The sequence below is a fragment of the Streptomyces sp. NPDC007025 genome, from assembly GCF_042869455.1.
Classification (GTDB): Bacteria; Actinomycetota; Actinomycetes; order Streptomycetales; family Streptomycetaceae; genus Streptomyces.
Genome location: NZ_JBIAFT010000001.1, coordinates 141303 through 154891, shown reverse-complemented (window position 1 = coordinate 154891; position 13589 = coordinate 141303). Strand labels below are relative to the sequence as shown.

The following is a 13589-nucleotide window of genomic DNA, read 5'->3' as shown; positions in this document are numbered from 1 at the left end:
CGACCGGGATGTGTAGCGGCGAGCGGGACAGCCGTCAACGCAATCGACGTGATCGGCACGGGGCTCTCGCACAGGGCACCTCTCGAGGGCTCAGGGACGCACCAGGAGCTGGAAGTCGAAGGAGTAGCGGGACGCGCGGTAGAGGTGCGAGCCGTACTCGACGGCGCGACCGGTGTCGTCGTAGGTGGTGCGCTCCATCGTCAGCAGCGGAGCGCCCTCGTCCTCCCCCAGCAGCTCCGCCTCGGCGGCGTCCGCGATCCGCGCGCCCACGGACTGCCGGGCCGAGTGCAGCGTCACCCCGGCTCCGCGCATCAGCCGGTAGAGCCCCGTCGTCTCCAGCTCGCCCTCCCGCGGGGTGAGCAGATCCACCGGCAGATGGTTGCGCATGTGCGCCATCGGCTCCCCGTGCGCCAGCCGCAGCCGCTCCACCAGCCGCACCTCGGCACCCTCGGGCACTCCCAGCGCCGCCGCGACCTCCCCCGTCGCCTCCTCGACGCCGTGCCGCAGCACCCGGGTCGCCGGACGCTGGCCCGCCGCCTCCAGGTCGTCGTAGAGGCTGCTCAGCTCCATGGGACGCTTGACCTGGCTGTGCACGACCTGGGTGCCGATGCCCCGGCGCCGGACCAGCAGCCCCTTGTCGACCAGCGACTGGATGGCCTGCCGGACGGTGGGGCGGGAGAGCCCCAGGCGGCCGGCCAGCTCTATCTCGTTGCCCAGCAGACTCCCGGGCGCCAGCTTGCCGCGCTCGACGGCGCTCTCCAGTTGCTGGGCGAGCTGGAAGTAGAGCGGGACGGGACTGGCGCGGTCCACACTGAGCTGCAGGTCCACCGGATCATTCTTGGCCACGGACGGGAGCGTAGTGCCCTTCGGCGATCGCGTGAACCGTACATTCGATTGTCAGGACGAAAAGACGAAAAGGCAAAACGTTGACACCGCCGGACGCGCGGGCGAGCGTGGGCCCATGCGCATCGGACTCATCGGCACCGGCCGGATCGGCACCCTGCACGCCCGCACCCTCCACGCGCATCCCGAGGTGAGCGGACTGGTGGTCGCGGACGCGGACGCCGCACGCGCCCGCGAGACGGCCGCCGCCCTCGGCGCCACCGCGGTACCCGGCGTGCCGGACCTCTTCGACGCGGACCTCGACGCGGTCGTGATCGCCTCGGCCACCGCCTCGCACGCCGAGCTGATCCGCGCCGCGGCCCGGCGCGGACTGCCGGCCTTCTGCGAGAAGCCCATCGCCCTGGACCCGGCCGGCACCCGGGCCGCGCTCGCGGACGTGGCGACGGCCGGAACCCTGCTGCAGATCGGCTTCATGCGGCGCTTCGACGCCGGGTACACGGCCGCCCGGGAAGCGGTGCGCACGGGCCGCCTCGGCCGGCTGCACACGGTGCGGGCCATGACCTCGGACCCGGCGCCGCCGCCCGCCGCCTATCTGCCGCACTCGGGAGGGCTCTACCGGGACTGCCTCGTCCACGACTTCGACGCCGTGCGGTGGGTGACCGGGCGGGAGATCGTCTCCGTCCACGCCACCGGCTCCGCCGCGGGTCCCGCCATGTTCGCGGAGGCGGGCGACGTGGACACCGCGGCCGCGCTCCTCACCCTGGACGACGGCACCCTGTGCACGGCGACCGCGACCCGGATGAACGGCGCGGGCTACGACGTGCGGATGGAGCTCGCGGGCGAGCGGGACCAGTTCGCGGTCGGGCTGGACGCGCGCACCCCCCTCACTTCACTGGAACCGGCCGCTCCCCCGCCGCCGGAGCGCCCCTGGCCCGGATTCCTCGAACGGTTCGGACCCGCGTACGAGGCCGAGATCGACGCCTTCGTCCGCGCCCTGCGCGGCGAGATCCCCAACCCCTGCGACGGCCGGGAGGCCCTTGCCGCGCTGCTGGCCGCGGAGGCCTGCGAGCTGTCCCGCGCCACCGGCTCCCCGGTGGCGCCGGCCGCACTCGACGGCGCCGAGCCCTCCCGGGCCGGCTGAGCCGGGGCCGCCCGCCGGGGTGGGCACCGCGGCGACGGGCCCGCGGGCCACGCCGAGGCGCCGGCACGCCCCGTGAGCGGTCACAGCTTCTTGACCATGAAGAGGCAGGCGTCGGCCACCCGGTGGATCACCCCGGCGCCGTCCTGGTAGCTCCAGCAGTCCAGATACGGCACGGAGTCGCGATAGCCGAGGTGGCCGTAGAGCGCGCTCGCCCGTGGGTTGTTCTTCTCGACGCCGAGCCCCACCACGCGGCGGCCCCGCTCCGCGGCGAGGCGCTCCACCTCCTGGAGGAGCGCGGCGCTGATGTTCTGGGAGCGGAGGGCGCCGTGCCACACCCCGAGCCCGTGCACCTCGGGGCAGCCGGGATGCGCTGCCCGCACCTCCGGAGCCTCGCACCCCGCCCAGCGGATCTCGCAGCTGCCGACCGGCCGCCGGTCCTTCCAGGCCAGCAGGAACGTGGCGCTGCCCTGCCGTTGCCGCGCGTAGCGGGCCTCGTGTGGGGTGGCCGCCCCGCGCAGCGGCATGTGCGCCTCGAGGAGTTCGAGGTCTTCTTCCCGGCACTGACTGATCCGCATGCCGGTACCCTACGAGCCTGGTACGGACCTGTGTCCATGCTTCACAACACGTCCCCCGGCCGGGACCACAGCCCGCACCCGGCCGGGAACACACTGGTCAGCCGAACCGTACCGGCACGCTCTTCACCCCGCGCAGCACGGTGCCCTGCCGCCACTCCAGTGCGGCGGGACTGGCGTCCAACTCCAGCCGCTCGGTGCGCTCCAGCAGCATCCCGAAGGCGATCCGGGCCTCCAGGCGGGCCAGCGGGGCGCCCAGGCAGAAGTGGATGCCGTGTCCGAAGGCGAGGTGGCCGCCGCTCTCCCGGTGGATGTCGAAACAGTCACCTTCGGGGAAGCGCGCCGGGTCCCGGTCGGCGTCGGCCAGGACCGGCAGCACGAGCCGGCCGTCCCCGGGGATCAGGGTGCCGTCGATCTCCAGGGGTTCGCGGGTGAAGCGGTAGGTGGACATCTCGACCGGACCGTCGTAGCGGAGCATCTCCTCGACGGCTCCGTCGAGCAGCGCCGGATCGGCGCGCAACTCGGCGAGCTGATCGGGGTGGCACAGCAGCGCGAGCGCACCGTTGGCGATCAGCCCCACCGTCGTCTCGTACCCGGCCACCAGCAGCAGCCAGGCCATGCCGTGCAGTTCGCCGGTGGAGAGCCGGTCGCCGTCCTCGTCGCTGGTCCGGATCAGGAGGCTGAGCAGATCCTCGCCCGGCCGTGCGCGCTGACGCTCCAGCAGTTCGGCCAGATAGCCGCTCAGCGCCTCCACCGAGCCGCGCTTCTCCTCCTCCGGGGCCGCGCTCAGCACGTGGTCGCTCCAGGCGCTGAACCGCTCGCGCTCCAGGTCAGGAACGCCGAGCAGTTCGCAGATCACCGCGATCGGGAGCGGGAAGGCGAGGGAGTCGACCAGGTCGGCGCGCCCGTCGGGGCGGGCCAGCATCCGGTCCAGCAGCCCGGCGGTCAGCTCCCGGATCCGGGGTTCCAGCGCGGCGATCCTGCGCGGGGTGAACTGTCTGCTGACCAGCTTGCGCAGCCGGGTGTGGTCGGGCGGATCGCTGATCAGCATGTGCGTGCCGGGGGAGATCGCGAGGGTTTCTGCCTCCGGGGAGGCGTTGGCCCAGTCCTTGGAGAGCCGCGGGTCGTTCAGGGCGGCTCGCGCCGCCTCGTGGCCGACCACCAGCCAGCCGAGCGCGCCTTCCGGGGTGCGCACATGGTGCACGGTGCCGCGGCGGCGCAGCGCGGCGTAGACGGGGTAGGGGTCGCGGACGAAGTCGTCCCCCAGCACCGCGAGGTCGACGATGCCGTCCGTGTCCGGGCTCAGATCCAGCACGCTGCGGTCAGCCATGGGGGCGAGCCTAGAAGCGGGTACGCGACGGGTCACCGGGGCGTTTTCGGCCAGCGGACGGCAGCTCCGTCCCGCCGGAGGAGAGGCGGCCCCCCTTCCCCGTCGGACGGGCGGCCCGTTCCGGCCGGCGGACGGGGGCCGCCCCGGTGCGCGGCTCAGTCGGGTGCGGCGTCCTGGAGGCGCTTGAGGAGTTCGGCGACCCGCTTGGTGGTGGTCTCCCGGTCGTGGCCGTCGGTCAGCGCGGAGCCCATGCCGCAGGCGACGGCGCCCGCGGCGATCCATTCGGGCGCCTCGTCGAGGGTGATGCCGCCGGTGGGCAGGAAGGGCGCCTGCGGCAGCGCCGCGCGCACGTCCCGGAGCCAGTCGGGCCCGTGCTGCGAGGCGGGGAAGAGTTTGAGTCCGTCGGCGCCCAGTTCCAGCGCCCGGACGGCTTCGGTGGGAGTGGCGATGCCGGGGAAGACGGGAACCCCGTAGCGGTGCCCGGTGCGGATGACCTCCTCGTCGAGGGCGGGCGCGACGAGGAAGCGGGCACCGGCGTCGACGGCGAGGCGGGCCGAGGCGCTGTCCAGGACGGTGCCCGCACCGATCACCGAGTCCTCGCCGGTCTCACGGCGCAGCGTGCTGATGGCGTCCAGCGCGTACGGCGTGGTCAGCGAGACCTCCAGACTGGTGAGCCCGGCGGCGAGCAGGATGTCGGCCGTGGCGGCCGCCTTCTCGTAGCTGTCCGCGCGGACGATGGCGAGGACGCGCTGTTCCAGCGCCGCTCTGGTGATCTCCCAGCGGTACACGGCAGTTCGCCGCCTCTCTCGGTCTGTGGGATGTCGGCCGGCACCGGGCCGGACCCCGCGGAAGCGGGGCCGGGAGCGGGGTCAGCGGTGCACCGGGTCGGTGCCGTGGGTGAACGCCGCGAGCGCGCGGTCGCGGGCGGCGGCGGTGGGCAGTCCGTCGATGTCGCCGGGCGCCTGGACGACGAGCGCCGCCACGCACGCGGCCTCGGCCAGGGCCCGCTGGTGGTCCAGCCCGCGCAGCCGGGCCGAGAGCCAGCCGGCCGAGAACGCGTCGCCCGCGCCGACCGGGTCGGTGACCGGCACCTCGAAGGGCTCCTGCCGCCACTGGCCCTCGGCGGTGTGCGCGACCGCGCTGTGGTCGCGGTGCTTGACCACGACCGTGCCGGCCCGGCCGAGGGTCAGCAGGGCTTTGGCGCCCTCGTCCGGGCCCGCGCCCAGCAGGAGTTCGATCTCCTCCTCCCCGGCGAGGACGAGGTCGGCCTCGCGCAGCAGCGGCCCCACGCGCCGGATCCACTCGTGGTCGGTGCCCAGCTTGCGCCGCACGTTGGGGTCGAAGCAGACGGTGGCACCGGCCTGCCGGGCGCCCTCGATGAGGGCGTGGGTGGCCTTCTCGGCGTCCTCGGAGAGCATCGGGGTGATGCCGGTGACGTGCACGAGCCGCACACCGGCCAGTGCCTCGGGGGTGATCTGTGCGGGGCTGAGCAGCGAGGCGGCCGAACCGGTCCGGTAGTACTGCACGTCGACGGCGCGGCGGGGGTGGCTGTCGCGCAGCAGCAGTCCGGTCGGCGATTCCGGGTCCATCTCGGCGCAGGAGACGTCGACGCCGTCGGCGCGCAGTTCCCGCAGTACGGCCTCGCCCGCCGGGTCGTCCCCGACGCGGCCGATCCAGCGGGCCCAGTGGCCCAGCCTGGCGAGTCCGGCGGCGACGTTGGACTCGGCCCCGGCCACGGAACGCCGGAAGTGCGTCGCGCGTTCCAGGGGGAGGCCGGGTTCGGCGAGCATCAGCAGCATGGCCTCACCGCAGGTAACCGCTTCCGGGCCGTTTCTCACCGTTGACTCCCCATATCTACCGCCCGCGCATCACTCTCTGTGGGGAACGTTACCCGTTTACGCCGGGTAAGCCACCCCCGGGTGGGACGACACCTGAGGTACGGCGTCGCCTCACCTGGCGAGTCGAAGGTAGTCGATGGAGCTGGCGGCGCGCCGACTTCCGTCGCACTCCCTCCGGCCCGGGAGGACGGCAACCGCCGCCGGGGCGGCGGCCCCTGCCCGTGCCGCGCACGGCCCGACGGCGCGGGGACCCCGGCGGAGGAACGGGCACCGGGAGTCGATTCGCATATGCCTGGTATGGCATACGTCACGTGGCGGGGAGCGAGAGGCATAGACCTTCGAGGAGAGGCGGCATCGAAGCTCCAGCTCATGAACCGATACCGAGACGTATGCCACTACGGTGCGCCGCCTTGTGGCACCGCTGTGTGATTTTGATGCCCAACGGTATGCGTGTGTGCGGTGTTTCGGGGGTTGAGTGGTCGTCATGCACACGCGATACGACGTGACGTGCTCACAGGTTGTCGCTTCCACCCCTCGACGAAGAGGACCCATGAGCGAAGATGCCCACCCGCACATCGTCTTCGGCACGGCCACGGAGACGGCGCCGCTGCCGCTGCCGCTGGAGTTCGAGGCCCTCTGGGTGGCCAACCAGGCGGACTTCCACCAGTACGCCCGCGTGGTGTCCGGGAACTGGCAGGCCGCCGAAACCACCGTGCACCGCGCGTTCCTGGAGATCCTGAACCTCTGGGACGAACTGCTGCAGTCGAGCAACATGCAGGGCGAGGTCTGGGCGATCTTCCGCAAGACCGTGGTCTCCCAGGAGCTGAACTCCTTCCGGGAAGGCCTCTCCCGGCTGGAGCCGGACGAGGGGATCGGCCTCTTCCGGGCCCTGCGGAAGCTGCCTCCGCGCCAGTTCGACGCCGTCGTCCTCAAACAGGTGATGAACCTGGAGACCAGCAAGATCGCCTGGTACCTGGGGGTGACCACCCGCACCGTCGACTACCACTGCCGCAAGGCCAAGGAGCGCCTGGAGCAGGCCGTTCCCTCACATGTGAAGCAGCGGAGGGATCCCAAGTGACCGGCAGCCGCGTCGAGAGCATGCTGACCTCCATGGGCCGGGCGCTGCGCGCCGAAGAGCGCTCCTTCGACGAGCCCGCCGCGCTGCGCCGGCTCGCCGAGGACGCCGGACTGCTTCCGCTGCGCGACCTCCCCGCAGTGGCCGGGCAGCAGTTGACCGTGGTGGTGCACTGGGCGCTGGAACGCCCCGGGGCCGCCGCGCACCTGGAGCGGCTCGCCGAGGCGATCGGCGAGAAGAAGGACTACGGCGGTGAGCAGGACGACTGGATGCTCCTGGTCCGCGTCAGCGACCTCACCGAGATCGACGTGGACGGCGCGCACCTGTTCGCCTGCATGCTCTACCTGGCCCGGCATCACGAGAGTGCCCAGTTCTGGTGGCAGTTCGCCGCCGGTGCCGGAATGCGCGTCGCCGCCTTCTGCCTCCACCTCCACCACCTGGGGCGGGGCGAGACGCCCGAGGCCGAGCACTGGCTGGGGATGCTGAAGGCCATGGACACCCCCGAGAGGGTGGACGAGGAGTTCCTCCGCGGCCTGCGCAGGTTCGCCGCCTGGGAGTGGCGCAACGGGAACCTGGCGTCCGGGTATGTGGCCGCTCTGATCGACGAGGTCTACCGGCTGGCCACCATCGACCACGCGGACGAGATGCTGGTGTGCCGTCCCGACCACGAGCTGGCCCTGCGGCTGAACGGCTGCGGCTCGGTCTGATCCGGTTCGGCGCGCGGCCCGCCCCGCGGCCGGAAGGGAGCGGCCACCGCCCCGGTGCGGGACGGCGGCCGCCTGACGGCTCGATGTGGGGGTGAGTCCGTCAGCAGGTGTGGTCGACCAGGTCGAAGGAGGCGTAGTGGTCGGCGGTGTAGTAGTCCTCCGCCGCCTGCTCCCCGGTGACGATGCGTCGGGCGCCGCGGTCCTCCGAGCCGGGGGTCTCCACGGTGTACTCGTGGTAGTAGCCCTGCTCGTGGTCGGGCAGGATGCCCTCGCGGTTCTCGAAGACCGAGCCGTCCTGCGGATAGGGGTAGGGGCCGCCCTGCTCGATGAGGTCGAGGGTGTCGTGGGCCTCGGGCGGGAGCTCGGAGGCGCAGATGTCGCCGACAGCGGCGATCCGCGCCGCCGCGGCCGCGGGGTGCGCGGCGGGCGCTGCCGCGGCGGTGGTGAGGGCGGGGCCGCCGACGAGCATCGCGGCGGCGAGGGCTCCGGCGGCGCCGATACGGGTCCAGCGTGGGGGGAAGGTCATGCCACCCCATGGTGACGCGCGTAGAGGACCTGTCAATGCCAACTCGCGGGGTTTTGCCGCACGTTCACCGGTCCGCCGCCGGAGGGGTGCGTGGACACCCCTCCGGCGGCGGGATCAGCTCGACTCGGCGTGGCGGGCCGCCAGTCGGCGGGCGCCCTCGTCCGTCAGGGAGCCGTGCAGCCGGAGGCGGGCGACCGCACCGTCCGGGTGGATGTCCATCCGGACATGGGTGACGGCGGGCGCGTCGCTCAGCAGGAAGCGGTGGATGGTGTCGGGCTGGAGGCGGGTGCGCGGCAGCAGTTCGGCCCACTCCCCGGTCTCGCCGTCCTTGCCCACCAGGCTCACCCAGCCCGCCGCATTGCCTCGGTAGCAGGCGGTGTCGACCTCCACGGCGCGGATCCGGCCCTGTCCGGCGAGCGCGTAGGAGACCCAGTCGTGCCCCTTGTCGCGTCGGCGGCGGGTCTCCCAGCCCTCGTCCATCTTCTGTGAACGGCCCGGCAGGATGCTGTTGACCGGCGGAGAGAAGAAGCGGTCCGAGGCGTCCTCGGCGCGGCCGCCGTTCTCCAGCGCCACCAGGTCGAAGGTGCCCAGCGCCGCCAGCCATCCGGGGTCGGCGAGCACCTGGCCGTGCACCCGGAGCCGGGCGATGCCGCCGTCGGGGTACTGACGCAGCCGCAGGTGGGTGAAGCGGCGCTCCTCGGTGACGGCGAAGCCGTTGGCGGCGTGGCCGCCGACGCGGGTGCGCGGGACGAGGGTCGTCCACTTCACGTCGTCGGCGAGCAGTTCCCCGGGGGAGGGTGCCCCCGGCATGGAGGTGCCCTCGACGGAGATCTCGGGCGGGTAGTTGCCGCGGAAGTGCGCGGTGTCCACGACCAGGCCGCGGATCACACCGGGGGCGCCGAGTTTGATCAGCGCCCAGTCGTGTTCGTCCGCGGCCGGGTGGGGCTCGGACGCCGAGGCGCCGCGCCGGCGGCGGGTCTCCCAGCCGTCCATGACCTTGCCCTTGTGCTGGAAGGCGTGCGGATCGAACTCGGGGCGCTCGGAGTTGAGCAGGTTCTCGCGCTCGGCGAAGAACTCGTCGTTGGCCGCGATGACAGTGGCGCCCAGCCTGCGGTCGGCCAGGTCGGGAAGGTGGGCGAAGGGGAACCCGGCCTCCGGCGCACGGTAGTCGGCGTAGGTGTCGCCGCCCGAGTAGGGCGCGGCATCGCCCGTGTATCCGGTGGAGCTGGGTATGCCTGCGGTCTGCGCCGCTGTCATGCGGTCTTCCTTTCGATGAGCCGTCCGGTCTTTCCGGTGGGAACTCCGTGGTCGGCGACCCGTTCGCCGCGCAGCCAGGCGGAACGCACCACGCCGTGCAGGGTCCTGCCCGCATAGGCGGTCACCTGGTTGCGGTGGTGGAGCCGGGCAGGGTCCACGGTGAAGGTCTCCTCGGGCGCCAGGACCGCGAAGTCGGCGTCCCGGCCCGGGGCGATGCTGCCCTTGCCCTCCAGCCCGGCCAGCCGCGCCGGTTCCCGGGACATCCAGCGGACGACGTCGGTCAGGGCGAATCCGCGGCGGCGGGCTTCGGTCCAGACCGCGGGCAGGCCGAGCTGGAGGGAGGAGATGCCGCCCCAGGCGGTGCCGAAGTCCGGGGTCTTCAGGTCGGTGGTGCAGGGCGAGTGGTCGGAGACGACGCAGTCCAGGGTGCCGTCGGACAGTGCCTGCCAGAGCGCGTTCTGGTTGGCCCGCTCCCGGATGGGCGGGCAGCACTTGAACTCCGTCGCGCCGTCGGGGACCTCCTCCGCGGTGAGGGTGAGGAAGTGCGGGCAGGTCTCGGCGGTCAGCCGGAGCCCCGCGGCCCGGGCCTCGGCGAGCATCGGCAGCGCGTCCCCCGAGGAGAGGTGCAGCACATGGACGCGGGTGCCGTGCTCGGCGGCCAGCTCGATGAGCAGCGCGATGGCGTCGTTCTCCGCCGAGCGGGGACGGGAGGCGAGGAAGTCGGCGTAGGCGGGACCGTTCCGCTGCGGCGCCGCGGCGAGCCGGCCGGGGTCCTCGGCGTGCACGATCAGCAGCCCGTCGAACGAGGCGATCTCGGCCATCGCGGCGGCGAGCTGCGGGCGGTCGAGTTCGGGGAACTCGTCCACCCCGGAGGGCGAGAGGAAGCACTTGAAGCCGAAGACTCCCGCCTCGTGCAGGGGGCGGAGCTCGGCGACGTTGCCCGGCACGGCGCCGCCCCAGAAGCCCACGTCGATGTGTGCCTTGGGTCCGGCCACCTCGCGCTTGATCCGCAGGTTGCCGGCGGTGGTGGTCGGCGGGAGGGAGTTGAGCGGCATGTCGAGGAGCGTGGTGATACCGCCGGCCGCGGCGGCGCGGGTGGCCGTCCAGAAGCCCTCCCACTCGGCGCGGCCCGGATCGTTGACGTGGACGTGGGTGTCGACCAGGCCGGGCAGCAGCACGTCATCGCGGACGTCCTCCAGCGCCGCGCCCGGCGGCACGGGGGCTCCGTACGCCGACACCTCCGCGATCCGGCCGCCGCCGTCGACGGCGACGTCGGCGGGACGCTCTCCCTCCGGGGTGATCACGCGCCGGGAGCGCAGGACGAGCCGCACGTCGGACACACCGACCTCCTTCGTACTCCGCGGGCCCTGGAACGCGGACCCTCACCATCCTTCAACGTTCTGTTGAAAGACCGGCTGTACGAATCTTCATGCGAGGAAGGAGGTCCGTCAAGAGCCGACCCCTTGGAGAACTCCACAAAATGGAACTAGACTTTCGCAATACAGAAGAAGAGCGCCGCCAAGGCCGGGCGCGACAGCGAACGCGTCGCAGCAGGAAACCGGTGTCCGCGCCGGGGCGTGTACGAGAGAGGTGACCGCGCGGGAGACCGCCGCCCGGCCCTCCGCCCCCGATACCATGCGCCTGACCGCAGGCCAGGAAAGGAACGCGACGTGCCGCCGTCCGCAGAGCACACAACCACCCCCCAGGCTGCCACGCCGCCCGCCGCGACCGGCGGGGTGCAGTCCCTCGAGCGGGCCTTCGACCTGCTGGAGCGGATGGCCGACGCCGGGGGCGAGGTCGGTCTCAGCGAGCTCTCGACCGCCAGCGGCCTGCCGCTCCCCACCATCCACCGGCTGATGCGCACCCTCGTCTCCTGCGGCTATGTGCGCCAGCAGCCCAACCGGCGCTACGCCCTGGGCCCCCGGCTGATCCGGCTCGGGGAGAGCGCGGCCCGGCTGCTGGGCACCTGGGCCCGCCCCTACCTGGCCCGGCTGGTGGAGGAGACGGGCGAGACGGCGAACATGGCGCTGCTCGACGGCGACGAGGTCGTCTACGTCGCACAGGTGCCCTCCCGGCACGCCATGCGGATGTTCACCGAGGTCGGCCGCCGGGTGCTGCCGCACTCCACCGGTGTGGGCAAGGTCCTCCTCGCGCACACCCCGGACGACCAGGTCCGAGCGCTGCTGGCCCGGACGGGCATGCCCGCCGCCACCGAGAAGACCATCACCACCCCGGAGGGCTTCCTGGAGGCACTGGCACACGTGCGCGAGGCCGGGTACGCCACCGACGACAACGAGCAGGAGATCGGTGTGCGCTGCATCGCCGTCTCCGTGCCCGACTCCCCGACCGCCGCGGCCGTCTCCATCTCGGGCCCTGCGGGCCGGGTCACCGACGCGGCCACGGACAAGTTCGTCCCCCTGCTGCACGAGGTGGCGGGCGACCTGTCCACAGCCCTCGCCAGCTCGGGCAACGGCCAGTGACCGCTACCCGTCCTCCGATTCGAGCGCGTCGCGCCAGACCGTCACGTCCAGCTTGACGTAGTCGCTCGGATCGCCCTGCGGCGCATGGCCCCGGTAGGTGACCAGGGCGATGTGCCCGGAAGTCGTCTGCAGGCACAGCCGGGAACCGGGCACGAGCCGCTTCAGCGCGACGTCGTCGGTGAAACGCGTCTCGGCCCGGCAGGTCTTGAGCGAGCCCTTCTGGGACTTGTCCAGCAGGGCGAGCTTGCCGTTGGGGTCGTCGATACCGAGGTTCGCGCCGTCGACGGTGGTGTTGAGGTACGTCAGCTCCGAGGGAATCCCGCCGTCGTCCAGGTCCCGGGGCTTGAGGGGGTCGTCACCCATCGCCAGGAAGTAGCCGTCGGGCAGGTTCAGCCCCTTGTACGTCTCGGGCTTCGGGGCCCGCTTCGCCGCCCCGCCCTTCGCCTCCGACCCGGAGGAGCCCTCCCGGTCGGACTTGTCGGACCCCACGGAGAAGACGGCACCCCAGAAGAGCACCATGCCGCCCACGACCACGGCCGCGATCGTCTTGCCCCGGTCCCAACGGCGCCGGGGCGGCAGCGGCCGCGGGTGAGCCGGACCGTACGGGGCCGGACCGTACGGTCCCGGCCTGTAGGGGCCCGCGCCGGGCGGGGCCGGGTGGCGCGGGCCCACCGGGCGGGAGGCCATCGTGGGAGCCGCCGCCAGCGGCGGGGTCGGCGACGGCGCGGGCGGCACCTGGGCGGCCGGCGGCGTTCCGGCGAAGCCGGGACCGGCTCCGGGGGCCGCCGTCCGCGTCGGGGCCCCGGTCTGCGTCACGGGCGCCGTCGGTGGGGCGCCGGGTGCGGGTGGCAGCGTCTGCGGGGGCGCGGGTGCGGCGGCGCGGTGGGTGATGTCGGCGGCCACCGGCGAGGGCAGCCAATCCTCCGGGCGCCGCAACTCACCGCCGTCGGACGCCTCCTGGCACAGCCGCAGCACCTCCTCGAGCCCGGGCCGGTCGTCCGGACGCTTGGTCAGACAGCGGGTGACCAGCTCCCGCAGCTCGTCCTGGATACCCTCCAGCGCCGGTTCGGAATGCACGACACGATAGAGGACCCCGTGCGAGGTGCCCTCGCCGAAGGCCGGGGTGCCCAACGCGGCGTAGGCGGCTATCTGCCCCAGCGCGAAGATGTCGGTGGCCGACGTGACCCGCTCCCCCGCCGCCTGCTCGGGCGCCATGAACGAGGGGGTGCCGATCGTGACCCCGCTGCTGGTGAGCGAGGTGGCGTCGGCGGCGCGGGCGATGCCGAAGTCGATGACCCGCGGTCCGTCGTCCGCGAGCAGCACGTTGGAGGGCTTGAGGTCCCGGTGGACGATGCCCGCCTTGTGGATGACCTGGAGTGCCTCGGCGACTCCGGCGACCAGGAAGAGCACGGTGGACACCGGCAGCCTCCCGTGTCCGCCCACCGCGTCCGCGAGCGAGGGGCCCGGGACGTAGGCAGTGGCCAGCCAGGGCTGCGGGCCCTCGGTGTCGCTGTCGATCACCGGCGCGGTGTGCAGCCCCTGCACCCGCTCGGCGGCCCGCACCTCCTGCTGGAACCGGCGGCGGAACTCCGGGTCCTCGCTGAAGTCGGGGCGGATGACCTTGATGGCGACGGGACGCCCTCCCGGGGTGTAGGAGAGGTAGACCTTCCCCATGCCTCCGGAGCCGAGCCGGGCCGCCAACCGGTACCCGGCGACCGTCCCCGGATCGTCCGGCGCGAGCGGAGTGAAGACCTGAGCCGACGCCCCGTCAACCATGAACCACTGCCCCCGATAGAGTCGTTGCGCGTTGCTGACGCCCA

13 protein-coding genes are annotated in these 13589 nt (G+C 72.9%); 4 read left to right on the top strand and 9 right to left on the bottom strand.

Features of this window, described 5'->3' with window-relative positions; all coding sequences use genetic code 11:
- Positions 1-90 precede the first annotated feature (90 nt).
- The gene (locus tag ACFYMO_RS00415) at positions 91-810 is read right to left on the bottom strand and encodes a GntR family transcriptional regulator (protein ID WP_366771518.1); all 720 of its coding nucleotides are present in this window, start codon (positions 808-810) and stop codon (positions 91-93) included.
- Positions 811-961: 151 nt separating this feature from the next.
- Between ACFYMO_RS00415 and ACFYMO_RS00410 the strand changes: the two genes are divergently transcribed.
- Positions 962-1984 carry a Gfo/Idh/MocA family oxidoreductase gene (locus ACFYMO_RS00410; RefSeq protein WP_388543252.1) on the top strand — a complete coding sequence of 341 codons (1023 nt, stop codon included), beginning with the start codon at positions 962-964 and terminating at the stop codon, positions 1982-1984.
- Between the two features lie 80 nt (positions 1985-2064).
- On the opposite strand, the gene ACFYMO_RS00405 is transcribed toward ACFYMO_RS00410, so the two are convergent.
- From ACFYMO_RS00405 to ACFYMO_RS00390, 4 genes are all read right to left on the bottom strand, one after another.
- Positions 2065-2559: a GNAT family N-acetyltransferase gene (locus ACFYMO_RS00405; RefSeq protein WP_366771493.1), complete on the bottom strand. Its 495-nt coding sequence runs from the start codon at positions 2557-2559 to the stop codon at positions 2065-2067.
- Positions 2560-2656: 97 nt separating this feature from the next.
- Positions 2657-3886, bottom strand: a complete 1230-nt coding sequence (locus ACFYMO_RS00400) for a cytochrome P450 (protein ID WP_366771494.1) — start codon at positions 3884-3886, stop codon at positions 2657-2659.
- 155 nt (positions 3887-4041) lie between these two features.
- Positions 4042-4674: a bifunctional 4-hydroxy-2-oxoglutarate aldolase/2-dehydro-3-deoxy-phosphogluconate aldolase gene (locus ACFYMO_RS00395; RefSeq protein ID WP_366771495.1), complete on the bottom strand. Its 633-nt coding sequence runs from the start codon at positions 4672-4674 to the stop codon at positions 4042-4044.
- Between the two features lie 81 nt (positions 4675-4755).
- Positions 4756-5685, bottom strand: coding sequence for a sugar kinase (locus ACFYMO_RS00390; protein ID WP_388543249.1), 930 nt, complete (start codon positions 5683-5685; stop codon positions 4756-4758).
- A 589-nt stretch (positions 5686-6274) separates the two neighbouring features.
- On the opposite strand from ACFYMO_RS00390, the gene ACFYMO_RS00385 reads away from it, so the two are divergent.
- Positions 6275-6802 (top strand): sigma-70 family RNA polymerase sigma factor, encoded by a 528-nt coding sequence (locus ACFYMO_RS00385; RefSeq protein WP_366771496.1) that lies wholly within the window; start codon positions 6275-6277, stop codon positions 6800-6802.
- Positions 6799-7506 (top strand): hypothetical protein, encoded by a 708-nt coding sequence (locus ACFYMO_RS00380; protein ID WP_366771497.1) that lies wholly within the window; start codon positions 6799-6801, stop codon positions 7504-7506. The genes ACFYMO_RS00385 and ACFYMO_RS00380 overlap by 4 nt, the downstream gene beginning before the upstream one ends.
- 100 nt (positions 7507-7606) lie before the next feature.
- Here ACFYMO_RS00380 and ACFYMO_RS00375 read toward each other — a convergent pair whose 3' ends face one another.
- The 3 genes from ACFYMO_RS00375 to allB all read right to left on the bottom strand — a co-directional run bounded on the left by ACFYMO_RS00375 (position 7607) and on the right by allB (position 10629).
- Entirely contained in the window at positions 7607-8032 is a 426-nt protein-coding gene (locus ACFYMO_RS00375; protein ID WP_366771498.1) for a ribonuclease, read from the bottom strand.
- 114 nt (positions 8033-8146) lie between these two features.
- Positions 8147-9289 (bottom strand): allantoicase, encoded by a 1143-nt coding sequence (gene alc, locus ACFYMO_RS00370; RefSeq protein ID WP_366771499.1) that lies wholly within the window; start codon positions 9287-9289, stop codon positions 8147-8149.
- Positions 9286-10629, bottom strand: coding sequence for an allantoinase AllB (gene allB, locus ACFYMO_RS00365; RefSeq protein WP_388543245.1), 1344 nt, complete (start codon positions 10627-10629; stop codon positions 9286-9288). Before allB ends, alc begins: the two co-directional genes overlap by 4 nt.
- Positions 10630-10959: 330 nt before the next feature.
- Between allB and ACFYMO_RS00360 the strand changes: the two genes are divergently transcribed.
- A complete protein-coding gene (locus ACFYMO_RS00360; protein ID WP_366771501.1) occupies positions 10960-11769 on the top strand; it encodes an IclR family transcriptional regulator in 810 nt (269 codons plus the stop codon).
- A 3-nt stretch (positions 11770-11772) separates the two neighbouring features.
- Here the strand turns inward: ACFYMO_RS00360 and ACFYMO_RS00355 are convergent, their stop codons facing one another.
- Entirely contained in the window at positions 11773-13545 is a 1773-nt protein-coding gene (locus ACFYMO_RS00355; RefSeq protein ID WP_388543243.1) for a serine/threonine-protein kinase, read from the bottom strand.
- Positions 13546-13589 lie beyond the last annotated feature (44 nt).

Excerpts from the sequence above, each read along its gene's own strand:
- ACFYMO_RS00375 (WP_366771498.1), bottom strand. The coding sequence starts at position 8,032 with ATGACCTTCCCCCCACGCTGGACCCGTATCGGCGCCGCCGGAGCCCTC.
- ACFYMO_RS00410 (WP_388543252.1), top strand. The coding sequence starts at position 962 with ATGCGCATCGGACTCATCGGCACCGGCCGGATCGGCACCCTGCACGCC.
- ACFYMO_RS00405 (WP_366771493.1), bottom strand. The coding sequence starts at position 2,559 with ATGCGGATCAGTCAGTGCCGGGAAGAAGACCTCGAACTCCTCGAGGCG.
- alc (WP_366771499.1), bottom strand. The coding sequence starts at position 9,289 with ATGACAGCGGCGCAGACCGCAGGCATACCCAGCTCCACCGGATACACG.
- ACFYMO_RS00355 (WP_388543243.1), bottom strand. The coding sequence starts at position 13,545 with ATGGTTGACGGGGCGTCGGCTCAGGTCTTCACTCCGCTCGCGCCGGAC.
- ACFYMO_RS00390 (WP_388543249.1), bottom strand. The coding sequence starts at position 5,685 with ATGCTGCTGATGCTCGCCGAACCCGGCCTCCCCCTGGAACGCGCGACG.
- ACFYMO_RS00400 (WP_366771494.1), bottom strand. The coding sequence starts at position 3,886 with ATGGCTGACCGCAGCGTGCTGGATCTGAGCCCGGACACGGACGGCATC.
- ACFYMO_RS00385 (WP_366771496.1), top strand. The coding sequence starts at position 6,275 with ATGAGCGAAGATGCCCACCCGCACATCGTCTTCGGCACGGCCACGGAG.